At 67.7% G+C, this 24,835-nt stretch carries 18 protein-coding genes and 2 pseudogenes (1 of these 20 cut by a window edge); 9 read left to right on the top strand and 11 right to left on the bottom strand.

Going from position 1 to position 24,835, the window contains the following annotated elements; translation table 11 throughout:
• Together F8S13_20985 and F8S13_20980 are read right to left on the bottom strand one after the other, a co-directional pair.
• Window positions 1-174, bottom strand: a pseudogene (locus tag F8S13_20985) (hypothetical protein); it reaches 168 nt to the left of the window's first position.
• A gap of 104 nt (window positions 175-278) precedes the next feature.
• Window positions 279-2,570, bottom strand: coding sequence for a hypothetical protein (locus tag F8S13_20980; GenBank protein ID KAB8141000.1), 2,292 nt, complete (start codon window positions 2,568-2,570; stop codon window positions 279-281).
• A 100-nt stretch (window positions 2,571-2,670) separates the two neighbouring features.
• Here F8S13_20980 and F8S13_20975 point away from each other — a divergent pair, with 100 nt between their 5' ends.
• Window positions 2,671-3,006, top strand: coding sequence for a hypothetical protein (locus F8S13_20975; protein ID KAB8140999.1), 336 nt, complete (start codon window positions 2,671-2,673; stop codon window positions 3,004-3,006).
• 2 nt (window positions 3,007-3,008) lie between these two features.
• Here F8S13_20975 and F8S13_20970 read toward each other — a convergent pair whose 3' ends face one another.
• The 3 genes and pseudogenes from F8S13_20970 to F8S13_20960 form a co-directional block, all read right to left on the bottom strand.
• Window positions 3,009-3,953 carry a polyprenyl synthetase gene (locus F8S13_20970; GenBank protein ID KAB8140998.1) on the bottom strand — a complete coding sequence of 315 codons (945 nt, stop codon included), beginning with the start codon at window positions 3,951-3,953 and terminating at the stop codon, window positions 3,009-3,011.
• A 260-nt stretch (window positions 3,954-4,213) separates the two neighbouring features.
• Complete coding sequence (locus F8S13_20965) at window positions 4,214-6,382, bottom strand: hypothetical protein (protein ID KAB8140997.1); 2,169 nt, start codon at window positions 6,380-6,382, stop codon at window positions 4,214-4,216.
• Between the two features lie 236 nt (window positions 6,383-6,618).
• A pseudogene (locus F8S13_20960) lies at window positions 6,619-7,587 on the bottom strand (hypothetical protein).
• A 284-nt stretch (window positions 7,588-7,871) separates the two neighbouring features.
• On the opposite strand from F8S13_20960, the gene F8S13_20955 reads away from it, so the two are divergent.
• Both F8S13_20955 and F8S13_20950 read left to right on the top strand, forming a co-directional pair.
• Window positions 7,872-8,591 (top strand): TetR family transcriptional regulator, encoded by a 720-nt coding sequence (locus F8S13_20955; protein KAB8140996.1) that lies wholly within the window; start codon window positions 7,872-7,874, stop codon window positions 8,589-8,591.
• A 2-nt stretch (window positions 8,592-8,593) separates the two neighbouring features.
• Complete coding sequence (locus F8S13_20950; protein ID KAB8140995.1) at window positions 8,594-9,406, top strand: ADP-ribosylglycohydrolase family protein; 813 nt, start codon at window positions 8,594-8,596, stop codon at window positions 9,404-9,406.
• Window positions 9,407-9,466: 60 nt separating this feature from the next.
• Here the strand turns inward: F8S13_20950 and F8S13_20945 are convergent, their stop codons facing one another.
• Both F8S13_20945 and F8S13_20940 read right to left on the bottom strand, forming a co-directional pair.
• Window positions 9,467-9,754 (bottom strand): hypothetical protein, encoded by a 288-nt coding sequence (locus tag F8S13_20945; GenBank protein ID KAB8140994.1) that lies wholly within the window; start codon window positions 9,752-9,754, stop codon window positions 9,467-9,469.
• A 181-nt stretch (window positions 9,755-9,935) separates the two neighbouring features.
• The gene (locus F8S13_20940; GenBank protein ID KAB8140993.1) at window positions 9,936-12,035 is read right to left on the bottom strand and encodes a SpoIIE family protein phosphatase; all 2,100 of its coding nucleotides are present in this window, start codon (window positions 12,033-12,035) and stop codon (window positions 9,936-9,938) included.
• 475 nt (window positions 12,036-12,510) lie between these two features.
• Between F8S13_20940 and F8S13_20935 the strand changes: the two genes are divergently transcribed.
• Both F8S13_20935 and F8S13_20930 read left to right on the top strand, forming a co-directional pair.
• A complete protein-coding gene (locus F8S13_20935; protein ID KAB8140992.1) occupies window positions 12,511-12,804 on the top strand; it encodes a winged helix-turn-helix transcriptional regulator in 294 nt (97 codons plus the stop codon).
• 91 nt (window positions 12,805-12,895) lie between these two features.
• The gene (locus F8S13_20930) at window positions 12,896-13,804 is read left to right on the top strand and encodes an NAD(P)H-binding protein (protein ID KAB8140991.1); all 909 of its coding nucleotides are present in this window, start codon (window positions 12,896-12,898) and stop codon (window positions 13,802-13,804) included.
• A 71-nt stretch (window positions 13,805-13,875) separates the two neighbouring features.
• Here F8S13_20930 and F8S13_20925 read toward each other — a convergent pair whose 3' ends face one another.
• The 3 genes from F8S13_20925 to F8S13_20915 form a co-directional block, all read right to left on the bottom strand.
• Window positions 13,876-14,874, bottom strand: coding sequence for an L-glyceraldehyde 3-phosphate reductase (locus F8S13_20925; GenBank protein ID KAB8140990.1), 999 nt, complete (start codon window positions 14,872-14,874; stop codon window positions 13,876-13,878).
• A gap of 16 nt (window positions 14,875-14,890) precedes the next feature.
• Window positions 14,891-16,798: a 9-O-acetylesterase gene (locus tag F8S13_20920; GenBank protein ID KAB8140989.1), complete on the bottom strand. Its 1,908-nt coding sequence runs from the start codon at window positions 16,796-16,798 to the stop codon at window positions 14,891-14,893.
• A 61-nt stretch (window positions 16,799-16,859) separates the two neighbouring features.
• The gene (locus tag F8S13_20915) at window positions 16,860-18,059 is read right to left on the bottom strand and encodes a glycosidase (protein ID KAB8140988.1); all 1,200 of its coding nucleotides are present in this window, start codon (window positions 18,057-18,059) and stop codon (window positions 16,860-16,862) included.
• A 1,364-nt stretch (window positions 18,060-19,423) separates the two neighbouring features.
• On the opposite strand from F8S13_20915, the gene F8S13_20910 reads away from it, so the two are divergent.
• From F8S13_20910 to F8S13_20895, 4 genes are all read left to right on the top strand, one after another.
• Window positions 19,424-20,611 carry an amidohydrolase gene (locus F8S13_20910; protein KAB8140987.1) on the top strand — a complete coding sequence of 396 codons (1,188 nt, stop codon included), beginning with the start codon at window positions 19,424-19,426 and terminating at the stop codon, window positions 20,609-20,611.
• A gap of 123 nt (window positions 20,612-20,734) precedes the next feature.
• Complete coding sequence (locus F8S13_20905) at window positions 20,735-21,016, top strand: hypothetical protein (protein KAB8140986.1); 282 nt, start codon at window positions 20,735-20,737, stop codon at window positions 21,014-21,016.
• Window positions 21,017-21,445: 429 nt separating this feature from the next.
• A complete protein-coding gene (locus F8S13_20900) occupies window positions 21,446-22,372 on the top strand; it encodes a GNAT family N-acetyltransferase (protein KAB8140985.1) in 927 nt (308 codons plus the stop codon).
• Window positions 22,373-22,636: 264 nt separating this feature from the next.
• On the top strand, window positions 22,637-23,074 hold the full coding sequence (locus tag F8S13_20895) for a YbjN domain-containing protein (protein KAB8140984.1): 438 nt from the start codon (window positions 22,637-22,639) through the stop codon (window positions 23,072-23,074).
• Window positions 23,075-23,180: 106 nt separating this feature from the next.
• Here the strand turns inward: F8S13_20895 and F8S13_20890 are convergent, their stop codons facing one another.
• Window positions 23,181-24,338, bottom strand: a complete 1,158-nt coding sequence (locus F8S13_20890; protein ID KAB8140983.1) for an MFS transporter — start codon at window positions 24,336-24,338, stop codon at window positions 23,181-23,183.
• Window positions 24,339-24,835 lie beyond the last annotated feature (497 nt).

Genomic DNA, 24,835 nt, shown 5'->3' with positions numbered 1-24,835 from the left:
CACCATCGCCGAACGCTTAATCACCATCGCCGAACGCTTAATCACCATCGCCGAACGCTTAATCACCATCGCCGAACGCTTAATCACCATCGCCGAACGCTTAATCACCATCGCCGAACGCTTAATCACCATCGCCGAACGCTTAATCACCATCGCCGAACGCTTAATCACCATTTTTTAGCCAAAATCGCACATATTCCCCACAAAAGCATCGTACCAGCGCACAAAAAAACGGGCGCGGGGAAGATACCCCCGACGCCCGCATGCAGCATCCAGCGCTACGGCCCCTCCTCGATATCGCGGTCGCCATCGGGGTCGAGGCGGGCCGCCAGCACCTTGCGCCCGTTGGCGCGCGGGCGGGCCAGCGTGCGCGGCGCGGGCGCGAGCGGCACCGTGTGGGTCGGCTGCACCACCCGCTCAAGCAGCAGCCCGTAGGCCTCGAACGGCTCCAGCGTCAGCTGGAACGACAGCAGCTCGTCGCGCTGCCACTGCTGCTGGCCGTGCTCGGAGAGCGGCTGGCCGCGCAGCACATCGTAGAGCGTGTAGCTCCCCTCCTCTAGCCCCAGCAGATCGACCGGCAGGCTGAAGGTGGCCGTGCGCTTGCGCGCGCCGATCTTCAGCAGGCCCAGCATATGCGCGCCGCCGTAGCTGCGCAGCACCGCGAACACCTGGGGGTCGTCGCAGGGCACCGCGTTGTAGGCCGTGCTGCCGTGGCACAGCAGCGGGTGCCTGACGCGGGCATTCAGCAGCATCTGGATGAAGTCGCGGTCGCAGTCCTCCTGGCCGCAGCGGATGATCGGCACGAAGCCGCAGAACACCAGCCCGGCCAGCGCGATCCGGCTGAGCAGCGAGCCGCGCAGGCCATCGGCCAGCGGGTTGAGCAGCCAGGTGCGGTAGCTCTCCACAAAGGCGGCGCGGGCCACGCCCAGCGGCTGGATGAGCGCCGCATCCTCCAGCCAGCGGCCCAGCTCCTCGGGCGGCACGCGGTTGAGCGCGGCGTGCATAAACTGGTGGTGAACCAAGTCATCCACCACCATGTCGGTGGTGGCCTCGCCGGATGGCCCGCCCATGGTGGTGAGCAGAGCCGCATCGGGGCTGCGGGCCTGCAGGGCCGCGTGCAGCCGCCCGATGAACTGCACCAGCGCCATCGAGCCTGCGCTGGCGTCGGAGAGCTGGGGGGCCACCCAGGCCTCGCCCGAGCGGGGCAGGTAGGTGACGATGGCGCGGAAGCCATCCACCTGGTAGGCCTCGGCCTGGGCCAGCGACTGCTCGAACCAGTAGGCCTGCAGCTCGGGGTTGGCCCAGTCGAGCCGGTAGCCCTCGCCGCCCTCCAGCAGCTGCAGCGAGGCCGCGTCCTCCTCGCGCCAGAACCAGTCGGGGTGGTCGCGCACATAGGGCGAGTCGGGCGAGCAGCCGATCAGGGGCAGGTCGAGCACCACGCGCATGCCCAGGCGGTGGGCCGCATCGGTGAGCGCGCGCAAATCCTCGGCGCTGCCCAGCGCGGCGTCGATGCGCGCGAAGTCGCGGATGATGTAGGGGTTGCCGCCGTTCTGCCAGTTCTCATCCCACGCGCCGCCGTCGTCGGGGCGGGCGAAGGCCCAGATCGGCAGCAGCACCAGGGTGGTGATGCCCATGGCCCGGATCTCGCCCAGGCGGGCGCGCAGGCCTAGGAAGCCGCCGCACTGCCCGGCGTAGACCTCGTAGCACGCGGCCTCGCGCAGCCAGGCGGGCTGGCGCACCTGCGGCGCGCCGCCGAACAGCGCCACAGTGCGCCGGTACGAGGCCAGGGCCGACTGCCACGACTCGCGGAGCAGCAGCAGGTACTGGGTGCCCAGCTCCACCTGGGCATCCGCGCCCAGCCGCTCGGGCACTGTGATCTCGTGCACGAACGTGACCGCGCCGCTGCTGCCCTCGATCTGCGGGTCGGCCAGCTGGCGATGGCTGTCGAACCAGCACATCAGGGTCTCCAGGCTCTGCATGTCGTAGATCGCCAGCAGCCCCGGCCCGCCCATGGGGGCGAACTCGATGGTGCGGTTCATGTGGAAGCCGGGCGAGAAGAAGCGGCGCGGCACCACGCTGCGGCGCTGGGCGGCGGCCACCGAGAGCGGCAGGCGCGGGCGCACGCTGTTGCCAGGGGCCTCGAAGCGGCATGTCTCGACCTCGCCGATGCGCACCCACGGCACGATCAGGCGCAGGCCGCGCAGCCAGATCTCATCCTCGCTCACATTGTGGATGGTGGCCGAGCGCGCGATCAGGGTGCCGGTCACGTGGTAGCGGTCGGCGATCATCAGCGGGCCGATGCCGATCACGATCTCGATATCGAGCGCGTTGCCGCTCTGGCGCACGTGGTGGCGCAGATAGCGCACGAAGACGCGCTCGGCCAGCCACGCGCCATCGATCCCCACCTGCACATCGATGGCGGGCTGGGGCGGCCCGTAGCCCACCACGTTTGGCCCGCCCACCCGCCGCAGCACCCGCAGCCCACCATCATCCAGGGAGAACACCAGCTCCACCTCGTCGGTGCGGAAGGTGATATGCTGCCGATCCTGCGCGACGCTAACGTTTGGCATACGCGACCTGCGTCTTTTCTTCCTATGGCACTGTATCGTAGAATATTGCCTATGCGGTATTGTATCATACCGCCTTTTTGCAGAATCCTAGGAGAGACCTATGAGGCGTCTTACGGCGAGCCTTGCGCTCTGGGTGATGGTCGCGCTGCTGCTGGGCGCGTGCGGCGGCACCACCGACGCGACCCAGGCCGCGATCATCGAGGCGACGCGATCGTACCTTGCGAGTAATGCCCAGGTGGGCGATGTGTCGATCAAGGTGCAGAAGGTGGAGGACACCTACGCGCGCGTGCTGGTGGACCCCACCGACGACGACGCTGAGTCGGCAACGGTGTTCCTGAAGCAGCAGAACGGGGTCTGGCAGGTGCTGACGCTGGGCACCGCGTTCGACCGCGAGACCTACGATGAGCTGCAGATCCCGCCCGACCTGCGGGTGTAGCCCTAGCTGCCAGCGCGGCCCAGCGGCTCGGCCATGGCCAGCAGGGCCTGGCGGGCCGAGCCGCCCGGCAGCTGGCCCAGCAGCGCGGTCGCGCGCCCCAGCGCCTGGGCCGCATCCTGGGCGGCGCGGGCGGTGCCGCCAGTGCGGGCCTGCTCGGCCAGGCCCCAGGCGATCTGCTCGGCGCTAGGCTGCTGGGTATCCAGCAGGTCGAGCAGCGCCGCGTCGGCCCCGGCATCCACGGCATAGATCAACGGCAGCGTGATCACACCCGCCCGCAGGGCCGCGCCCGCGCCGCCCGCCACATCCGCCACATCCTGCGCCACCTGGTAGGCCAGCCCCAGCTCGCGCCCGAAGCGGCCCGCCAGCCCCACCTCCTGCGGGCCGAGGCCGCCGCACACCGCCCCCGACTTGGCCGCCGCCTCGAACAGCGAGGCTGTCCTGCGCTCGATCAGATCCATGTACTGCGCCACCGCCACATCCGCCGGGGCCGCCGCCATCACCGGGGCCAGCTCGGCCTCGCTCGTGGCCATCACGCTCTGCGAGAAGAACTCGATGATCTGGGGGTCGGGCGACTGCGCCATCTCGGTGGCGGCCAGCGCCAGCAGGAAATCGCCCATCATCAGGGGCAGGCCGCCATCCCAGCGCGGCTGCTCGTGCAGGGTGCCGCGCCGCCGCGCCGCGCCGTCGAGCATGGCCATGTGCACCTGCTGCACCAGCCGCAGCAGCTCGATGGTGGCGGCGGCGTGCAGGGCGTGGTCGCCCTGGGGCTGGCCAAGCCGCGCGGCCAGCAGCGTGAGCGCGGCCAGGATGGGCTGGCCGCGCCGGGGGCCGATATGGGCTTCTAGCGCGCGCGCCACCACCGGCTGCGACTCGATGTGCTGGCGGATGAGCGCATCGACCTGCGCGAGGTCGTCGCGGATGAGCTCGGGGATGTGGTGTTCGGTCATATGTTGCTCGGTCTATCTGTTTGTGATTCCTTCCTCCCATTGTATCAGGTTCTCTCGCCGCCCATGCCCTAGCTAGCGCCCGACGCAGGGCCTACGCGTTCTTGATTCACCGAAGATTCTCTAGCACGAAGACACGAAGGCGCGAAGGGTTCACTTTTTTCGAATCTTCGCGCCTTCGGTGGGTATTGATTGTCTTTTCCTTTGGTGCCCTAGAGCCTTGGTGGTAAACGAACCGGCGCTCTGTCGAGAAGGCGTAGACTCTAGCGCCCGACGATCGGCAGGTACATGCGGGTGCGCAGCTCCAGCGTGGTGTCGCAGGCGAACAGCTCGCCGCCGTAGAACAGGCAGACGCGCACGCCCGTGGCCTTGGGCGTGCCCAGGCCGCGCGTGGCGGTGCCCGCGCAGTAGGTGCCGCTGGTGGTGAACAGGCCGGTCCACAGCGCGAACGGCTTCTTGGCGCAGGCGCTGCCGCTGTTGCGCTCGTCCATGTCGGCCAGCATCCAGGCCGCGCCGCCGCTGTAGCTGCGGGTGCGCATGGCCTGCAGGTTCACCTCCACAAAGTAGGGCGCGGTGCCCTGGCAGCCCGCCGCCAGCGGCGCGAGCCGACAGCTTGGCGGCCCTTCGGTCCAGGCCGGGTCCTGGGGCTGCGGGTCGGTGGGGAAGCCGTACTCCTCCAGCAGCACCGGGCCCTGGTAGCCGTTGTAGCGCAGATCGTCGATCACGCCCGCCGCGCCGCCGCTATAGTTGTGCGGGGCCAGCGCATCCACCAGCGCGGCCAGGCTGCGCCCGTCGCTGGCGGGGCGGAAGTAGTCGAAGGCGGCGCGGGTGCCGTCAAAATCCTGCACCTCGCTCGATATGCCCGCCACCACCAGCACGCCCCTGGCCCGCGCGATCGCGGCCACCTGCGCAGTCCAGCCCACCGCGCCATCGATATAGGGCCGCGCCTCGTGCCCGCTAAAGTTGTCGAAGCAGTCGCGCCCGTCGCCGCAGTGGTTGTTGATCTCGTTGTCGCTGTTGAGGTAGGCGATCAGCGGCAGAGCCGAGCGCGCCGCGAAGTAGTCGAGCAGGCCCGCCAGCCAGGCCGCGCGCTCGGGCGTCATGGCCCAGTCGGCGCTGTTGTGGATGGAGATGCCCAGCCGCATGCCGCGCGAGGCCGCGCGCTGGGCGAAGTCGTAGAGCGTCTGGTGGCTGGTGGGCGTCACGGTCGCGCCATCCGAGCGGTAGGGCAGCGAGATGAAGATGCGCAGCGCGTTGGCGCGCAGGCCGCTCTGGGCGCGGTCGAGCCAGAAGTCGAGGCTGCCGTCGGCCACAGCTGCGGCGTAGTTGCCATCGTAGAAGGTCTTGTCGTTGATGCCGTAGGCTGGCAGGAAGAACTGCACGCCGCGCATGGCCCACGGCCCCACGCCATCGGCCAGCGCGCCGCCGCTGGCGCGGACCTGGCCGCACGCGCGGGGGTCGGCGCTGGCGCACGCGGCGCTGGGGGCAGCGCGGGTCGCCGCACGCGCGCCGAGCGCGGCCTCATCGCCCAGGGCCAGGGTGTGCGCCCCGGCCTCCTCCCAGCTGGCCAGCAGCTCGCCGCCGTAGCCGCCCTCCACGGCCAGCCGCACGGGCAGCGCCGCCGCCACGCCGCCGCGCTCGATCAGCCAGCCATCGCCCTCGGCGCGCACCCAGGCCGCCGCACCACCCCACAGCGCCAGGCTGTCGGGCTGGGCCTCCGCCAGCCGCTCGGTCGCGCCGCTGGCCAGAGCATAGCGAAACACGCCCTGCGGGCCGCCGGGCGCAAAGGCCCACAGCGCGCCGCCACCGACCAGCGCATATGAGACAAAGCCGCCGTAGCCCGCCGCGCCGCGCGCCAGCTCGGCATCGCGCCCGACCGCGCGCAGCACCAGCCGCCACACCGAGCGCTGGCCAGGGTCGCCGGGCTGCTCCTCGCTCCACAGCAGCGCGCCGCCCGCCGCCACGGGGCGGCGTCCCGACGCGCTCACCAGCACCTCGCCGCCATCCGCCAGACTGCGCGCCCGCAGCCCGTCGGCATCGGCGATATACAGCGTGTCACCATCCACCGCTAGGTCGGCGCGGCCAGCTAGCGTGGCCACCTGCCAAGTGCGCCCGCTGGCAATGTCGTAGCCCACCAGGCGGCGCTGCTCGCCGTTGGCCTCGGCCCACACCGCCGTGGCGGCATCGGCGGCCAGGCTCTCCAGCGGCGCGGGCGAGAGCGCCAGAGTCTGGCTGCCCGCGCCCGCGCGGTAGCGCGCCGCCGCGTACTGGTCGCCGCGCCGCTCAAGGAAGAAGATTCCCGCGTCGGTCACGGCGGGGTGGCCGACAAGCTGGGATGTTAGGATGCGCTGCTGGGGTGTGGTCTGGGCGGGCTGGGCCGGGGCTGGGGTGCCGAGCGCCGCCGCCATGAGGACAAGAAAAAACCGTTTCATCGCTTAAACCTCCGCCTGGGAGTGTAGGCGGGGCGATGCGCGATGTCAAATCGCGGCGGACAACCCGCAGAGCCTTGACGTTCTCACTCGGCAGAACGTTTTTACCGCCAAGGCTCCAAGACACCAAGGAAAAGAAAGCCCCATGGACGACGAGGCTACTGATCCCTACGTTGTTCGTTTGCCCCCATCTCATGCTTTTTGGGGAACGAATAACCCTGGGGCGATGCGCTCAGCTCGGCGATCAGGCGCTGGTAGGTGTGGAAGGCCGGCTTGGGCGTGTAGTCGTCGCGCATCAGGCCAAACTGGTAGAAGATGTCGGGGTTGCTGCTGTCGGCGTCGCGCAGGTCGAACAGCTCGTACTGCGCGATGTTGAGCGCCGAGCGGTGCTCGTAGACGATGCGGATGATCTGCTCCAGCACCTGGGCCTGGCGCTCGTACGAGCGGGTGGGGCTGGTCGGCCAGCCGTTCTCGGCGATGTGGATGGGCACGTGCGCCCCCAGCCCGGCGCGGGGCATCCACTGCTCGCGCAGGGCGTGCAGCAGCATAGGCAGCATCTGGCGCATATCGCCTGGCTCGCCATCGGGCGCGACGGGGTGGAACACGTCGGGGAAGCAGTCCAGCCCCACATAGTCCACCGCATCGGCGAAGGCCGCCCCGCCCAGCTGGCCGAGCTCGGCCCAGAAGGTGTCCTCGGGCTGGAAGGTGGGCACGGCGTTGAAGCCGATCAGCAGGCGGCCCAGACCCGCCGCGCGCGCCTCATCCTTGGCCGCCAGCACGCCGCGCACCACTGCCTCGCGCACGCGCGGCGTCGAGCCATCCAGCATCGGCAGGTTCAGATTCGGCTCCTCGCAGACCTGCACGGTGCGGCACAGCGGCCCCAGCTCGCGCACCTTGCGCCGCACAAATTGCATGAAGCCATCCACATCGCCGCTGCGCGACTGGAACTGCAGGACCAGATCAAGCGCGCGCCCAGGGCGCACCAGCAGCTCGGGCTGGGCGGGCGTGGCGATAATAGGCTTCTCCTCATCCGCATCGTGAAAGGCCTGGTAGGCGCGCAGCACAAACAGCGGCGCATCGCCCTGAAGCGCCGCCAGCGCCGCCTCGATCTGCTCGACGGACTCGGGCGCGCCCTGGGCCACTGCGCCGGTGTCGCTGCCGGTCGCACCGCCGGGGTAGATGCCGAAAATAAACGGTGTGTCGCTCATGGAGAACCTCCTGTCTGTAAAATGCGTACGATGTACGCAGCAAAATGAAGTATACGCGTACACTGTACGCCTGTCAAGACATCTATCCAGCAGATCTCATGCATTCTTGATACACCGGAGATTCTTCACCACGAAGACGCGAAGACGCGAAAACACGAAGACGCGAGATTTCTTACCGTTTTTCCCTCGCGCCTTCGTGTCTTCGTGGTAAAAGCGCTCTTTTGTTCCTTGGTGCCTTGGCGTCTTGGTGGTAAAAAATCCTCGGGAAGCGCTATAATAGCGCCATGCCACACGATGAGACACCACCCAACCTGATCTGGGAACGACCCAGCCGCGCCGGTCGCAGCGGCCTCAGCCGCGACCAGATCGTGCGCGCCGCCATGCTGATCGGCGACACCGAAGGGCTGGATGCCATCAGCATCCGGCGGATCGCCACCGACCTGGGCAGCGGCACCATGTCGCTCTACCGCCACATCGACAGCAAGGAAGATCTGCTCGACCTGATGCTCGACGCGGCATTTGGCGAGATCGGCCTGCCCGACCTGCCGCCCGCCGACTGGCGCGAGCGCAGCCGCCAGCTGGCCACCGCCACCAGGGCGGTCTACCTGCGCCACCCCTGGCTCACCGTGCTCACCATCAGCCGCCCCACCATCGGCCCGAGCTACCTGCGCTGGTTCGAGTGCTGGCTGGCCAGCTTCGCCGACCAGGGCCTCGACATCGCCACGGCCATGCAGCTGGTGGGCGTGGTGCAGGCCTATGTGGGCGGCGTGGTGGCCTACGAGGTGGCCGAGGCCGAGCATAGCCGCAGGCTGGACATGAGCGAGGAGGCCAAGCGCGCCGCCGCAACGCCCTATGTGCAGCGGGTGGTCGCGGGCGGCCAGCTGCCGAACTTCGCCCGCTTCTTCGCCGCGCAGGTGCAGCCCGACCCCGAGCAGAGCTTCGCCTTCGGGCTAGACTGCGTGCTGGCGGGTATCGCCGCCCGCTGCCCGCAGCTGGGGGGCTAGCCGTGCTGGGCGCGATAATCGGCGACATAGCCGGGTCGGAGTACGAGGCCCGCGCCACCAAGGACAATCGCGCACCGCTGCTGGGGCGCGATGCCCACTTCACCGACGACACCGTGCTAACGGTGGCGGTGGCCGATGCCCTACTGCACCGCACCCCGGCGCGCTGGCACATCATGGAGGGAAAAAGTGCACACGCCAGCTACGCCCAGCACATCCGCGCCTATGGGCGACGCTTCCCACACGCAGGCTACGGGCAACAATTCCAAGTATGGCTCGCCAGCGACGCGACGCGCGGCTACGGCAGCTACGGCAATGGCGCGGCCATGCGCGCCAGCCCGATCGGGCTGGCAGCCCCCAGCCTAGAGTGGGCTATGCGCGAGGCCCGCTGGAGCGCCGAGGTAACGCATAGCCACCCGCAGGGCGTGCGCGGCGCGCAGGCGGTGGCGGCGGCGGTGTTCCTGGCCCGCAGCGGCGAGAGCAAGGCCAGCATCCGCGCCCAGATCGCCCGCCGCTTCGGCTACCGCCTCGACACGCCGCTGGAGCGCATCCGCCCGGACTATCGCTTCGACAGCTCGGCCCAAGGCTCAGTCCCCCAGGCCATGATCGCCTTTTTCGAGTCCGAGGACTATGAGGACGCCATCCGCAATGCCATCTCGCTGGGCGGCGACAGCGACACCCAGGCATGCATCGCGGGCGCGGTGGCGCAGGCCTTCTACCGCAGCCTACCGCAGCCTTGGGTAGAAACCGTGCGCCTGCGGCTCGATAGCGGATTCCGCCAGGTGATCGACCTCTTCGCCCAGCGCTTCCCGCTCTAGCCGCGCAAAAAAAGAGGAGGGCCGAAGCCCCCCTCGTCAGAGACGCAGCCAGCCGGACGATCACGACCCGCCGCACTGCAGCGCATTGCCCGTGGGGCTGGAGGCGAACGTGATCACCAGCGACGTGCTATCGTTGAACACGATGGTGCGCACCTGCCGCGAGGTGGGGCCAGCCTCACCGCCCTGCGGGTTGCACTCTACAATCGTCTTGTCCTCCACATCGGCGATCCCGCCGTGGATCAGGCCCAGGAGCTGCTGCTGCGGGAAGGCCAGCTGCAGCGGCGAGAGCAGCCCGAGCACCAGCACCGCGATCACCGCGAGCAGCACTAGCACGAGCATCAGCAGCATCCCGTTCGGCCCCTTGCGGCGCGGTTTGGCAGCCTCCTTCCCCTTTTCCTGACCTTGGCCTTGGGCCGGCGCACCCTGCGTCATAGCAATCCTCCAAAATGCCGACTCTACGGCCTCTGCATCATTGTACTGCTGAAAATGACCGTCCAAACCAACCCGTTGACCCGCGCCTCCGCCGCAGCTAGGCGGCGTCGGCGCACCCCGCAACCATCGCGCGCACCACCACCAGCGTGATATCGTCGTGCTGCTCGTGGCTGCCGCTGTGCCCGGCCACCGCCTGCATCACCAGATCGCGCGTGGTGGTGGCGTCGGCGTCGGGCGGCACCTGGGCCAGCGTGCGCTCCAGCCGCTCGAAGCCAAACATGCGCCGCCTGCCGTCCAGCGCCTCGATCACGCCGTCGCTCAGCAGCAGCATGGTGTCGCCGGGGCGCAGCACCTCGGTGCAGTCGGCGTACTGCGCGGTGGCCACCGTGCCCAGCGGAAGCCCGGCGGTGTCCAGCCACAGCACCTCGCCGCTGGCGCGGCGGATGAGCGGCGGCACCGAGCCGCAGCCCACCGCGCACACACTCCAGCCCCTGGGCGTCTCGGTGAGCATGGTGTAGCACAGCGCGATGTTCATGCGGCTGCGCGTGGTGTAGGGCTGGATGGCCGCGTGCAGCGCCTGGGCCACTGCCACCGGCGGGGCCGCGCCCGCCGCCACGGTGTTCAGCGCCACCACCGCGCCGCTGAGCAGCAGCGCCGCCGCCAGCCCCTTGCCCGAGATATCGCCCACCGCGATGCCCAAAGCCCGCGCGTCCGCCGCATCCAGCGCCGCGCCGAAGGGGAAGTAGCCCACGAAATCGCCGCCCACCTCGGATGCGGGCAGCACGGTGGCGGCCACATCCAAGCCGGGCATGTGCGGCGGCGCGTCGGGCAGCAGCGCCAGCTGCATCTGCCGGGCGATCACCAGCTCGGCGGTGTCGTAGGCGTGCGCGCTCGGGCGCGGGCCGTGATCGGCGGCAGACCCGCCTAGGAAGCGCTGCTCAAGGATGCGCTGGGCGTGCGCCACCTCGATGCCGCGATGCAGCGCAAACAGCAGCAGCGGCTCGATCAGGTCGGGCACCCACCAGCGGCAGGTCAGCAGATCCTCGCGGGCCGCGAAGCGCAGGTACTCGCCCACATGGGCCGCCGCCTGATCGTGGTCGCCCAGCGCCAGGCAGGCGGCGGCGTAGTACAGGCGGCTGGTGGCGGCGTGGTAGAAGAAGCTATTGGCCTCGTGGATGGCGCTCACCGGGGCTAGCAGCTCCAGCGCGGCCTGCGGGTTGCCGCTCTTCAGCTCCACAATGGCTAGGAGCGTGGGCGCGTCGGTCGAGCGCCACAGGTCGTCGCTCACCTTGGCCAGCATCTCGCAGCTCCAGCGGGCCTCGGCCAGCCGATCCTGCCGGATCTGCAGCAGCGCCGGGCCTTCCAGCACCTCGCCCCAGCTGCCCGCCAGCTGGTAGGCCGCCATCGCCTGGTCGAGGTCGTTCTGGTCGCGCAGGATCTGGGCCTGCAGCCCCACCGCCCAGCGCCACAGCTCCTGGTGGTGCCAGGCCTCGGCCAGCCGCCGCGCCGACTCAACCGCATCGCGGGCCTCGGACAGGCGGCCCTGCCGCCAGAAGGCCAGCGCCAGCTCGTACCAGCACCACGGCCGAGCCGAGGCCAGATCCTCATCCTGCTGGGCTAGCGCCACAGCCTGCTCGGCGGCGGCGGTGGAGCGCCGGATCTGCCCGACGTAGTGGTAGCCCGCCGCGATGTTGCGCAGCATCTGCGCGCGACCGCTCAGCTGGAGCCAGGGGTCTTCCTCCAGATCGAGCGCGGCCAGCGCGGCCTCGCCCGCAGCGATGCTCTCGGCCACCTGCTCGGTGGCGATCAGGCAGAGGAAGCGGCCAAACTCGAACTCGGCGCGCAGATAGGGCCGCATGGCGCGGGCCAGCGCCTGCTGCGCCACCTCCAGCCCGATCTCGGCATCGCGGCTGTGGTAGCACAGCACCACGTGCTCGGCCAGCGCCCACAGCTCGCCCTCGCCATCATCCGCGTCGCGGAACAGGCGCACCGCGCGGTCGATCAGCTCGCTGGCCTCGCGGAAGCGGCTATGCAAGCGACACAGCCGCCGCCCCTGAAACAGCGCCAGCCAGGCGTCGGACTCGCAATGCTCGGGCTCGCTCTGGTCGATCTGCACCAGCAGCTCAGGCGGGTAGCGCCGCGCGCGCACGGCCTCACTTGCGGCATGGCTTAGTTGTGTGTGTTGTTTTGCCGTCATAGTGGGGCTATTGTACGATGCTGATTCGGAAGGGTCAAGGTAGACGCGAAGAGACAGATTCACCCCGAAGACGCGAAGGCACGAGGGGGCAAAAGAGCCAGCTTACCACCAAAACGCCAAGACTCTAAGGGAAGGAAGATCGATCAGGGAAGAGCAGTCTCCGCATTGCGAGCGCCAGACCACGGGGCGGGCATAGAGCCTGACCCATTGCTATGCGCCGCATGCATTGTTCGCGGGCCCAATCGTTGCAAACACAGCACCGACTCTTTTACCACCAAGACCCCAAGAAAAAAAGGGAGCCACGACCCACGAAGGCGGGGCGAAAAAAAGCGATAAAACCTTCGCGTCCTCGTGGTAAAGAATCTTCGGTGACGGAAGAACGCACAGGACCGGGACGCCACCCCAGCGCAGATTGACAATCGGCGGCAAGCTGCTATAATCATTTCGTCTTTTCCCGATTTGTAGATATGAAACCATGACACTCCACGAACCCGATCTCCAAACCTTTCTGAAGGCGCTGGCCAGCGAGACCCGCCAGTCCATCCTGATGCTGTTCGACACCAGCGAGTCGCTCTCGGTCAACCAGATCGCCGAGGCGGTCGGCATCGGCCAGTCCACCGCATCCGAGCACCTGGCCATCCTGCGGCGGGCGGGCGTGCTGACATCCACCCGCAGCGGCAAAGAGGTCTACTATCGGGCCGACTACGCCCAGATGATCCGCGCCACCGAGACCCTGCTGGCCTACCTGCGATCCTGCGCCAGCGGCTAGGCCGCGCCCGCAGCGCAATGGGGTCGGCTTTAGAAAACATATCGTCATATTGCGATTTTCCGATATATTGTAAAAAGGAGCACCTTTTGTTATGAGCACACCACCTGAGCGCATCCTTGTGATCGGCGCGACCGGCATGCTGGGCCGCCCTGTGGCCGAGCGGCTGCTGGCGGAGGGATTCGCCGTGCGCGCCCTGGCCCGCTCGCCCGAGCGAGCGAGCGGCCTGCTGCCCCACGGGGTCGAGATCGCCCCCGGCGATGTGACAGACGCCGACTCGATCCGCCGCGCCATGGAGGGCTGCGCGGGCGTGCACATCAACCTGCAGGGCGGCCCCGACGAGGCCAGCTATGAGCGGGTCGAGCACCAGGGCACCAGGGCCATTGCCCTCGCAGCGCGGGCGGCAGGGCTGCGGCAGCTCACCGCGATCTCGTCCTACACCACCGGGCCAGGCACCACCAGCACGCCCGACGCGCGGGCCAAGTGGCAGGCCGAGCAGGCCATCCGCGCTAGCGGCGTGCCCTACACCATCTTCCGCCCCACATGGTTTATGGAAAGCCTGCCGCTGTTCATCCAGGGCGGCGCGGCCATCCTGATCGGTCGCCAGCCGCACCGGCTGCGCTGGCTGGCCGCCGAGGACTACGCCCGCATGGTGGTGCAGAGCTACCGCACCGCCGAGGCGCTGGGCAAGGAGCTGTATATCTACGGCCCCGAGGCACTGACCATGCGCGAGGCGCTGGGCCGCTACACCGCCGCGCTCGCGCCCAAGGTGCGGACAGTGGGCATCCCCCTGTGGCTCGGCGCGGCGCTGGCCAGCATCGGCAGAAGCGACGAGCTGCGAGCCACCACCGCGCTTATGCGCCTCACCAGCCAGCACGGCGAGACGGGCGACCCCCAGCAGGCCCGCGCGCTGCTGGGCGCGGCGACCACAACCCTCGATCAGTGGCTCCGGCAGCGCGCCCAGCGGCACCCCGCAGCGGCAGGCCAGCCTGCGGCGGGCTGAGCACCACCACACAAAATGGCCCCGCCAGCGCGCACGCGCCGACGGGGCCAGAAAACCGCCCAAACGAAAACCTAGATCTGCGCTGGCACCAGCTCGTCGATCTGCCGCAGCTCCTCATCCGAGAAGGACAGATTGGCCAGCGCCGCCACGTTCTCCTCCACCTGCTGCACGCTCGACGCGCCGATCAGCACGCTGGTGACGGCGGGCAGGCGCAGGATCCAGGCCAGCGCCATCTGGGCCAGGGTCTGGCCGCGCTGCTTGGCCAGCTCGTTCAGCGCACCCAGGGCCGCGCGGCGCTCCTCGCTCAGGTTCTTGGCCACCCACTCCTTGCCCCAGCGCTCGGCGGCGCGGCTGAGCGCGGGGATACTGTCGCCCAGGTACTTATCGCTGAGCATGCCCGAGGCCAGCGGCGAGAACGGGATGATGCCGGTGCCCACGCGCTCGGCGTGCGGCACCAGATCCTTCTCGATCCGGCGGCCCAGCATGTTGTAGTAGGGCTGGTGGATGGTGATCTTCAGGTTCAGCTTGTCGGCCACGCGCACCGCCTCGGCGAACTGCGCGCCGCTGTAGTTCGAGAGGCCCACGTACAGCGCCTTGCCCTGCTGCACCAGCTGCTGAAGCGCGCCCAGCGTCTCCTCCACCGGCGTCTCGGGGTCGGGCCGGTGCGAGTAGAAGATGTCGAAGTACTCCAGCCCGGTGCGCTTGAGCGACTGGTCGCACGAGGCGATCATGTACTTGCGGCTGCCCCAGTTGCCATACGGCCCAGGCCACATCAGATAACCCGCCTTGGAGGAGATGATCAGCTCGTCGCGCGGCATCTCCCTAAAAACCTTGCCGCACACAATCTCGGCGTTGCCGGGCGGCGTGCCGTAGTTGTTGGCCAGATCGAAGTGGGTGATACCCAAGTCGAAGGCGCGCAGAATGCAGGCGCGCGCCACCTCCTCGCCACGGTAGCCGCCGAAGGTCTCCCACGCGCCCAGCGAGATCGCCGAGAGCAGCAGGCCAGTCCTGCCGCAGCGGCGGTAGGGCATCGAGTCGTAGCGGTCGGCGGCGGGTGTGTAGTCGCTCATTGGGGTTTGCTCCTCGTCATCGAGTCAGGGAAAGGGAAAAGGGCGACGCCGGAAGCCCAGCGCCGTTGATCAGGTTGCCGGTGCAGATATCGGCCCAGGCGTAGCGGGCGGCCACCGGCGCGGCCACGGCGGGGCTGCGCAGCTCCACCGCGTCGCCCGCGATGCTGGCCTGGGCCGGGGCGAACACGCCATCCGCGCCCGCCAGCTCGAAGCCCTGCGGCGCAGCGCCGTCGCTGGTGGCCAGCCCCTGGGCGCTGGCGAAGCGCACGGTGGCCAGCGCGCCGCTGGAACGCCCATCCAACACGGTCGGGCCGTCGCAGACAATGTTCTCGCCGTAGGCCTTGGCGCGGGACTGGAGGGCCAGGCGGCGGCCAACCTCGCGCTTGTTCAGGGGGTGGATGTCTTCGGCATCGCCGATGTCGAGCGCCACGGCCATGCCGGTCTCCGGCTCGGCCAGGGTCTGGCGCTGGGCCTCGCGCAGCTCGGGCCAGCCCGCGCCGCCGCGGTAGCCCGCCAGCTGCACCAGCAGGAAGGGGAACGCATCATCCCAGCGCGCCCGCCAGTCGCGGATCATGGCCGTCAGGTGCTCGCGGTAGGTCGCGTGGCTGCCCGTGTTCGACTCGCCCTGGTACCACAGCGCACCCCGCACGCCATAGGGCACAAGCGGCGCGATCATGCCGTTGAATAGCGCCGCCGGGCAATCCTGCTGGCGCAGCGGCGCGGGCATGTCCGGGTAGGTCGCAAACACCGAGGTGGGCACCTGCGCGATCTCGTGCTCGACCTGGTAGCGCCAGTCGCCCGCCAGCGGAAGCCGCTCGTCCGGCGCAGCGCTGGGCGCTAGCCACATGTCGCTGGTCGGGCCGTGGAATCCGCCCTCGCCAAAGTGGTCGAACACCCGCACGGCCACAGTCAGCCGCCCGCTGTGGGTGAGCAGCGCGGGCACCTGGTAGCGACGCGCGATCTGGTAGGCCTCGGGCGTGCCCTTGGGGTGCGCGCCCACCTCCACATCGTTCACGTAGGTGTGGTCGAAGTCGTCGATCACGCCCAGCGAGAGGGTGAGATCCTGGCCGCGCCACGCTGGGGGGATGGTGAGCGAGCGGCGGAACCAGACCACGCCGTTATGGCGCAGGCCGTGGCTCTGCCACAGCGCGGGCAGCGGCATGGCGGGCCAGCCGCTGTCGTCGTAGGCCGGGGCCGACCACCCCAGGCCGTAGGCGGCGTTGCCGGGGTCGGCGGGCAGCGCCTCGCGCTCCCACGCCAGCGCCGCCTGGCCGTGGGCCAGCCGCAGCTGCTCCAGCTCGTCGGGCGCAATGCGAAAGGGCGCGGTGGCCGCATCCAGATCGAGCAGCGGTGCCAGGGCCTCGGCGCTCGTCCACGGCTCGACCATGGTGCCGCCCCAGGATGTGCCGATCAGGCCCACCGGCACGCCCTGGGTCGCCAAGATCTCGACCCCGAAGAAGTAGGCCACCGCCGAGAAGCCCGAGGCGCTGCTGGCGTCGCACACGCGCCACTCGGCCTGCACGTCGGCCTGCGGCTCGTGGCTGGCGCGGTTGGGGATGTGCAGCAGGCGCAGGCGCGGGCGGTCGGCCTCGGCCAGGGCCTGGGGCGCACCCTCGGCGCGGTTCAGCGGGAACTCCATGTTCGACTGGCCCGAGGCCAGCCAGACCTCGCCGACCAGCACGTCGTCCAGCACCACCAGCTGGCTGCCATGGATGCGCAGCACGTAGGGGCCACCCGCCGGAAGCTCGGGGCAGCGCAGCAGAAAGCGGCCATCGGCAGCGGCGCGGGCCTGGGCCGTGGGCACATCGGCCCCATCCACCGCCAGCGTCACCAGCTGGCCGGGGGCATCGGTGCCCCAGATCGCATTAGAACGACCACGCTGGAGCACCATATGCCGTGAGAAGATCGAAGGAAGGCGGAGCATAGGAAAAACCTCCAGAAAAAACCTCGCCCCGGCTGCTCGGCCAGGGCGAGGGCGGGGGAAGCTAGCGCTTGGCCAGCGAGGGGTCGAGCGCCAGGTTGCGGCGGATCAGCTCGATGCGCTGCTGGACGACCGACGCCGAGCGGTAGGTGTCCGGCGGCGTGTTGGTCACATAGTCCACCAGCCGCTCGACGGTGGATGTGGCCACGTGGGTGCGCGTATCGGACGAGGCGTAGTAGATCAGCACATCGCCATTCTCGCGCTCGACCCAGCCGTTGGAGAACACCACGTTCGACACGTCGCCCACGCGCTCGATGCCCTCGGGGGCGATGAAGTAGCCGCCCGGCGCATGGGTCACGCGCCACGGCTCATCCAGATCGGTCATGAACATGTAGAGCACATAGCGCAGTCCCGCCGCGCAGCTGCGCACGCCGTGGGCCAGGTGCAGCCAGCCCCGCTCGGTGCGGATGGGAGCAGGCCCCTGGCCGTTTTTGCTCTCCTTGATCGTGTGGTAGGCCCGCGAGTCGACAATAATCTCGCGCTCGATCACCGCCGGGTCCATGGATGCCGAGAGGCCCCAGCCGATGCCGCCGCCCGACCCGGCGTCGATGAAGCCATCCTGCGGGCGGGTGTAGAAGGCGTACTTGCCATCCACAAAGCTGGGGTGCAGCACCACGTTGCGCTGCTGCGCCGAGGGCGTCTTCAGGTCGGGCAGGCGCTCCCAGGTCTTCAGATCCTTGGTGCGGGCGATGCCTGCCTGGGCCACCGCGCTGGAGAGGTCGCCGGGGGCAGCGCTGGGGTCTTTGCGCTCGGTGCAGAACACGCCGTAGATCCAGCCATCCTCGTGCTTGGTGAGGCGCATGTCGTAGACATTCACATCGGGATCGGCGGTCTCGGGCATCACCACCGGCTCATCCCAGAACCGGAAGCCGTCGACGCCGGTCTTGCTCTCGGCCACGGCGAAGAATGACTTGCGGTCGTAGCCCTCCACGCGGGCCACCAGGTAGATCGTGCCGCCCAGCTCGATCGCGCCAGCGTTGAAGGCGGCGTTGATGCCCATGCGCTCCATCAGGAAGGGGTTGGTGGCCGGGTCCAGGTCGTAGCGCCAGAACAGCGGCGCGTGCGCCCCGGTGAGCACCGGGTGGACATAGCGGGTATAGATGCCGTTGTCCCAGGTCTCGTCGACCGCGTTGGGTCGCTCGATCAGGCTATGGTGCGCAGCCAGCAGCTTGGCGTAGCGCTCGCTGAAGTGTGTGTTTGGCATAGTTCGTGTTCCTTCTGCGCCGAATACGTTCAGGCCAGGGCTAGTGTACCAGAACTTGCCGCCCGCGCAGCCGCCTGCGGCGTGTGCGTTTCGCAACGCGGGGGATGGAGGGGGAATGGTTACCACCAAGGATCCAAGGCCCCAAGGGACAAATGTGATTTCTTGATGATGGAGTGGTTGGCGGGCACGTGCCCTGCGCAGGCGGCGGCTCGGGGCAGGCCCTTCACGAGGTGTCGCTTGGGGGATGGTTCCGTGTCGACCCGACCGCTTGCGGCCTCGACATGATGGTTCCTCGTTGTTGCTTGGTGACTGCCCTGTGCGGGCGGCACCAAGGGCTCCGCGCCCTTGGAACCCCGCCAGGGGCGATGCCCCTCAGCAGGTGTCACTTTCATGAGTGGGGCCTCTGGATGCGGCACATGGTACAAAACCGCGTGCCGGGGCTTGCACGACCTTGGCGTACATCCAGCGCATTGGAATGCGGCTCTCATGCCACCGAACGGGCATCTTTGCCAAAAAGGCATGGGAACGCCCTGAAAAGTGACACCATGTGAGGGGCATCGCCCTCATATGGTGTCACTTTTCCCGTCGGCGCTGGGCGTTTTTTCCATCAGCGATGGCATTGGTCAATGTTTGGTGGGTGGATGCCCTGCGCGGGCAGCGCCTAGGGGCCAGCCCCTAGGAACCCCGCGAGGGGGCGTTGCCCCCTTCGAAACCCCCAATTTGTAGCATTCCTATGCTGAAATCAGGCATCTGGTGTTCGTGCATATGGCCAGTGTGCACGAGCGGCACCTTCGCCGCATGGGCCGGGTGGGCGAGATCGAGAATCTTACATGCGGTGCATGGGCACGCGTTCTCTCGTCATGTGCCGCATCCGAATGCTCCGCCAGAGAAAGTGACACCATGTGAGGGCGATGCCCCTTGGAAGCCCAATTTTGGGCGTTTCTGTGCTGGAAAACAGGCGGCTGATGTTCGTGCATATGGCCATCAAGACTCTCGCGACACCTTCGCCGCATGGGACAGGTGGGTAGGGCTGGCAATTCGCCAGTTTCTATGGCCTTTTTGCCCCTTGGCGTCTTGGTGGTAAATCGGTCCTCCTGTTCTCTTGGCGTCTTGGAGTTTTGGTGGTAAAAATCTTCGTGCCTTCGCATCTTCGTGGTAAAACGGTCCCCTTGGTGTCTTAGAGTCTTGGTGGTAAAAATCTTCGTGCCTTCGCGTCTTCGTGGTGAAAATCTCCGTGGTGAATCAGTCCTCTTTGCCACCCCGCCCGAGTTTGGGTATGATAGAGCCACCCGTACGACCGCCACCGCAGCCAGCCGCCGCGCTGGCCGCTGGCACATACCCCAGGGCATTAAAGGAGAACACCCATGCTTCGCCAAGCACAGAGCCTTCAGGACGAGATGGTACGCCTGCGCCGCGAGATCCACCGCCACCCCGAGCTGGCCTTCCAGGAGGTGCGCACCGCCCAGCTGGTGGCCGACACGCTGCGCGAGATCGGCGGGATCGACGTGCGGACGGGCGTGGGCAAGACCGGCGTGGTGGGCACGCTCTCCAGCGGCAGCGGCCCGGTAATCGGCATCCGCGCCGACATGGACGCGCTGCCCATCCTAGAGGCCAGCGGGGCCGAGTACAGCTCGCAGGAGGCGGGCAAGATGCACGCCTGCGGCCACGACGCCCACACCGCCATCCTGCTGGGCACCGCCCACCTGCTCAAGCAGCAGATGGCCGAGCAGGGCCTGAAGGGCACCGTCAAGTTCCTGTTCCAGCCCGCCGAGGAAGACTTGGGCGGCGAGGAGATGAGCGGCGCGCCCATGATGATCCGCGACGGCGCGCTGGAGGGGCTGGACGCCGTGATCGCCCTGCACGTCGACTCGACCGCGCCGCTAGGCGAGATCTCGCTGCGCGGCCAGTACGCCAGCGCCGCCGTAGATAGCTTTAAGGCCTGGATCACCGGCTCGGGCGGGCACGGCGCGTACCCCCACGAGACCACCGACCCGCTGTGGACGCTGGGGCCGGTGATGATGGCGCTGCACGGCATCGTGGCGCGGCGCATCAACCCCATGCAGCCCGCCGTGATGAGCCTGGGCGAGATCCACGGCGGCTCGGCATCCAACGTCATCCCCGGCGAGGTCTACATCCACGGCACGCTGCGCAGCTTCGACGCCCAGGTGCGCGAGCAGCTGCTGGCCGAGGTCGAGCGCGCGCTGGGCGTGGCGCGCGCGCTGGGCTGCGACTACCGCATCGAGGTCGAGCGCGGCTACCCGGCGGGCGCGAACGACCCGCGCGTGAGCGAGTGGATCGCGCAGGTGGCCCGCGACACCCTGGGGCCGGACAGCGTGGACACCACGCGCCTGGGCATGGGGGCCGAGGACTTCGCCTACATGACCCAGGCCGCCCCCGGCGCGATGTTCATGCTGGGCGCGGCCCTGCCCGACGGCGTGCTGCGCGCCCACCACACCGCGATCTTCAATATCGACGAGCGCGCCCTCAGCCACGGCGCGGCCATCCTGGCCGAGACCACGCGCCGCTTCCTAACGGGTGAGGTCAAGCTCTAGCGCAGGCCGAAGCGTAGGGGCGGACATGAGGTCCGCCCTACATCCCCCGCGCTACGCGCAACCCGCAGCGCCCGCTGGCCGTACTACCTGCAAGAAGCCACGCATATCGCAGGAGCACACGCCATGGACTCGCAGCCCCAGCCCGCCACCAGTGACACTATCCGCCTCGATGACCCCGAGGCCATCTGGGTGCGCATCGCCAACGCCGGTGTGCGGACCCGCCCCGACTTCGCCCATCCCGAGCAGTGGGTGGCCTGCGTGATGCACCACCAGACCGCCGCCTTCCCCACCCGCGAGGAGGCGGTATCCGCCGCCATTCTCTGGCTGGTCAGCTCGCTCCAGGCCGAGCGCCAGCGCCGCGAGGACCGCGAGAGCACCGACTGGCTGCGGGGGTTGTTCGGGTAAATACTCACGGCAGCAGGAAAACCGTTTTACCGCCAAGGGAAATGAAAGGGTACGAATACCACGAAGACACAAAGGCGCGAAGGGGAACCGTTTTACCACCAAGGCTCCAAGGCACCCAGGGAACAAGAAGCAAGAAAAACTGGCGAATCGCCAGCCCTACCCCCCCGGCCCATGCGGCGAAGGTGCCGCTACGGTTCTGATGGCCATATGCACGAACACCAGCAGCCAGGAGAACAGCATCGGAATGCCTCAAATTGGGGGTTCCAAGGGGGCGTAGCCCCATGGCGGGGTTGCTAGGGGCTGGCCCCTAGCCGCCGCCCGCGCAGGGCACGCACCAACCAATCAAGCCGCTTCATTCACCACAAAGGCGCAAAGGCCCAAACGAAAAATCTCTATGATCGCCGCATTAGCCACCACCTGAGCACGCCCATGCACATCACACCCGCACAAATCGAAGACGCCCCGGCCATCCTGGCGCTCCAGCGCCGCGCCTTCCAGCGCGAGGCCGAGCTGTACGGCAGCGCCGACATCCCGCCGCTCACCCAGAGCCTGCCCGAGCTAGAGGCCGAGCTGGCCACGTGCGTTGCGCTGGTCGCCCGCGATGTGGAGGGCGGGCCGATCCTCGGCGCGGTGCGCGCCAGCCAGCGGGGCGGTGTGGTGGCCATCGCGCGGCTGATGGTGGAGCCGGGGGCGCAGGGGCGCGGCATCGGCACGCGGCTGCTGGCCGCCATCGAGGCCCAGTTCCCCCACGCGCGGCGCTACGCGCTGTTCACTGGGCAGCGCAGCCAGGCCAACATCCGCATGTACCAGCGCTGCGGCTACCGCATCGCCCGCGAGCAGCAGGTGGATGCGGCGCTAACCCTGGTGCACATGGAGAAGCTGCCCGCCACCATCGAGCCGGGGCAGGTCGCCGCGCTGTTCAACCTCCTCCACGACGGCTACATCGCCGCGCACCGCGCCCATACGGGCGGCGCGCTCACGCTCACCGTGGCGATCCCCTACCTGGCCGAGCGGATCGCCCCCGGCTACACCGCGCTCGCCGTCACGCTGCTCGACGCCAGCGGCGTGCGGCTGCTGCCCTGGGCCAGGCCCGGCAACCCCGCGCCAGTGCCCACAGCCGACCTCGGCCCAACCCTAGATGACCAGCCCGACATCCTCAGCGCCACTCAGATCGAAGGCATAGACGCCATCCTGCTGCGCTACGACGGCCCGCCCGATGACGGCTGCTACCTGCTCATCCCGCCCACGCCCGCCCGCGTGCGCGACGAGGCCGGGCGCTGCTACACATTCGACGAGCTGGCGAAGATCGCCGAGGGGTACTGGCAGAAGTTCGCAAATCCCGCCTCAGGGGAGTAACCGCCGACGGGGAGTAGGACCGTTTTACCGCCAAGGCTCCAAGACGCCAAGTTTCAGAAGGGTAACGTGTTGATGCGACTGGTAGCGTAGAGCCAGGCCCTTCACGCCATAGCGATTAAGCCAATCGAGGACAACTCATCGCAAGATAGATGCAGGCAGAAAAATTATTACTCACAAAATCATACTACGCTAAAACTATCGCTTGACAATAATGATACGCTTTAGATGATTATATAGCTCACATATGATGAAGGGAGATGTTCCATGATATCCCGATCACAGGCAGCTTTTCACCTTCACAACAAATTAGAACGATATCTACAGCAAAAGAATGTTGATTATACTATTGACAAAGATGGCGATATCGTACTACAGCAAGGAAGCACGCAAGTTTTTGTAAGGGCCGTCGACTGGAGTGAATCTCAAACTGTGGTAAGGCTATTTTCACCCATTAGCCTACAAATAACCAGGTTTTCTAGTGAGATCGGCCAGAGAATATTAGAAGAAAACTATAAGCTGCTGTTTGGAAAATTCTCACTTGATACAAACAACAAAACGATATGGTTCGAGCATGCGCTGCTCGGTGACTATATCGATCCTGAAGAGTTCATCAGCGCTATTGTAGCCATAGCTATGACAGCCGATGAGTATGATGAGATGATCTCAAATATGGTTGGTGGAAAACGCGCTATTGATCTCTAACGTGTCTTTTCAAGCAGGGCAGTACGAAAGCATGCATAGGGGCGGGCCGCGTATCCGCCCCATCGAAAACATCACCCGCATCGTAGCGCCGACTCAGCGGCCCACATCACGCCGCCGCCGAATCCTCCCGCACATGGTGGCGCTCGCCGCCCAGCATGCCCACGGCCCCGGCCAGCGCCATCACCCCCACGATCGCGAACAGCGTGGACGAGCCGTAGTCGCGGTAGATCGCCCCGCCCGCCGCGCTGGCCAGGGCGCTGGCCACCCCGCCCATGGCCATGCCCAGCAGGCTCTGGGCCGTAGCCTCGAAGCCCTTGGGCGCGAGCCGCTGGGCCTCCACCACGCAGGCGATCCAGAAGCCGCCGAACGAGATGCCGTGTAGCACCTGCGCGGTCAGCACCCACTCGGGGCTGGGCGCGGCGATGTAGATCAGCATGCGCAGCGCGTAGAGCAGCCCGCCCACCACCAGCAGCGGCCTCGCGCCCCAGCGCCGCAGCACCATGGGCGAGACCGCCATCACCACCAGCTCGCTCACGCTGGCGATAGTGAGGGACATGCCGATCTGGCCACCGGTTGCGCCGCGGTCGCTCAGGTACAGCGGCAGGAAGCTGATGATCACCGAGCTGCAGCAGCCCACCAGAAACACGCAGCCCAAGAAGCGCCGCCAGCGACCGTCGCGGGCCAGCGAGCGCAGCGCGCCGCGCATGTTCACCGGCACCAGCTCGGCGCGGGGCAGGGCCAGCGCCACCACCGCCGTGGCCAGCGCGAAGGCGGCGTAGCCGGGGAAGATCACCCAGTAGCCATAGCGCTCGACCAGCCAGCCGAACAGCGACGTGTTGACCGACCAGCCGACCGCGCCCCACAGCCGCTGCGCGCCGTAGGCGTCGCGGTCCGCGCCCAGCAGCGCCATGGTGGCGCTGTCGGCCAGGGCTACGATCGGCGCGCTGAATAGGGCCACCAGCAGCGAGAGCAGGAGCAGCAGCGCGAAGCCCTGGGCGTAGGCCAGCAGCACCACCGGTGGGATGGAGAGCACCAGCGTGATCGGCAGCAGCGCGCGGCGCAGCCGGAACGCGTCGGCCAGCATGGCCCACAGCGGCCCGGCGAACAGCTGCACCACACCCGAGACCGCAGCGATCAGGCCGATCTGGGCTAGGTCGAAGCCGATGGTGCGGTAGTAGAGGCCGGTGAAGGGCGTAAGCGCCCCGATTGAGGCAAACCAGAAGAAGTAGAACGCCTTGGGCGCAAGCAGGCGCGGGTTGATCATGGCTGGCTTTCTGCTGACAACAAGCCTATTTCCAAAAGACTCTTTACCACGAAGACGCGAAGGTTTTTACCACCAAGACTCCAAGACCCCAAGGAAAGAAAAATAGAAATGGCGAGTCGCCAGCTTTACCCACCCGGCCCATGCGGCGAAGGTGTCGCTCATGGTTTGATGGCCATATGCACGAACAATAGCTGCCAGGGGACGTTACGGGAACGCTCAACATTGGGGGTTCGAAGGGGGCGTAGCCCCATCGCGGGGTCACTAGGGGCTGGCCCCTAGTCGCCGCCCGCGCAGGGCATCCACCCACCAACCAACAACGACCACCATCGCTTATAGCACGCCAGCGGTGAACCCCGCGAGGGGACATCCATCTAGCAAACGAACGGAACCAAACTCACCTCGAAGGCACGAACCTATTCACCGCCAAGGCTCCAATAGTCCAAGAGAGCCAGAGAGACACATCAACGCAGAACAACTTCATCTCTGCAGCCCGAAGC

Source organism: Chloroflexia bacterium SDU3-3 (assembly GCA_009268125.1).
GTDB lineage: Bacteria > Chloroflexota > Chloroflexia > Chloroflexales > Roseiflexaceae > SDU3-3.
The sequence above is the reverse complement of the archived record's forward strand: the minus strand, read 5'-3'. Positions and strand labels throughout refer to the sequence as shown.

Excerpts from the sequence above, each read along its gene's own strand:
- F8S13_20980 (KAB8141000.1), bottom strand. The coding sequence starts at position 2,570 with ATGCCAAACGTTAGCGTCGCGCAGGATCGGCAGCATATCACCTTCCGC.
- F8S13_20975 (KAB8140999.1), top strand. The coding sequence starts at position 2,671 with ATGAGGCGTCTTACGGCGAGCCTTGCGCTCTGGGTGATGGTCGCGCTG.
- F8S13_20970 (KAB8140998.1), bottom strand. The coding sequence starts at position 3,953 with ATGACCGAACACCACATCCCCGAGCTCATCCGCGACGACCTCGCGCAG.
- F8S13_20965 (KAB8140997.1), bottom strand. The coding sequence starts at position 6,382 with ATGAAACGGTTTTTTCTTGTCCTCATGGCGGCGGCGCTCGGCACCCCA.
- F8S13_20955 (KAB8140996.1), top strand. The coding sequence starts at position 7,872 with ATGCCACACGATGAGACACCACCCAACCTGATCTGGGAACGACCCAGC.
- F8S13_20945 (KAB8140994.1), bottom strand. The coding sequence starts at position 9,754 with ATGCTGCTGATGCTCGTGCTAGTGCTGCTCGCGGTGATCGCGGTGCTG.
- F8S13_20940 (KAB8140993.1), bottom strand. The coding sequence starts at position 12,035 with ATGACGGCAAAACAACACACACAACTAAGCCATGCCGCAAGTGAGGCC.
- F8S13_20935 (KAB8140992.1), top strand. The coding sequence starts at position 12,511 with ATGACACTCCACGAACCCGATCTCCAAACCTTTCTGAAGGCGCTGGCC.
- F8S13_20930 (KAB8140991.1), top strand. The coding sequence starts at position 12,896 with ATGAGCACACCACCTGAGCGCATCCTTGTGATCGGCGCGACCGGCATG.
- F8S13_20925 (KAB8140990.1), bottom strand. The coding sequence starts at position 14,874 with ATGAGCGACTACACACCCGCCGCCGACCGCTACGACTCGATGCCCTAC.
- F8S13_20920 (KAB8140989.1), bottom strand. The coding sequence starts at position 16,798 with ATGCTCCGCCTTCCTTCGATCTTCTCACGGCATATGGTGCTCCAGCGT.
- F8S13_20915 (KAB8140988.1), bottom strand. The coding sequence starts at position 18,059 with ATGCCAAACACACACTTCAGCGAGCGCTACGCCAAGCTGCTGGCTGCG.
- F8S13_20910 (KAB8140987.1), top strand. The coding sequence starts at position 19,424 with ATGCTTCGCCAAGCACAGAGCCTTCAGGACGAGATGGTACGCCTGCGC.
- F8S13_20905 (KAB8140986.1), top strand. The coding sequence starts at position 20,735 with ATGGACTCGCAGCCCCAGCCCGCCACCAGTGACACTATCCGCCTCGAT.
- F8S13_20900 (KAB8140985.1), top strand. The coding sequence starts at position 21,446 with ATGCACATCACACCCGCACAAATCGAAGACGCCCCGGCCATCCTGGCG.
- F8S13_20895 (KAB8140984.1), top strand. The coding sequence starts at position 22,637 with ATGATATCCCGATCACAGGCAGCTTTTCACCTTCACAACAAATTAGAA.
- F8S13_20890 (KAB8140983.1), bottom strand. The coding sequence starts at position 24,338 with ATGATCAACCCGCGCCTGCTTGCGCCCAAGGCGTTCTACTTCTTCTGG.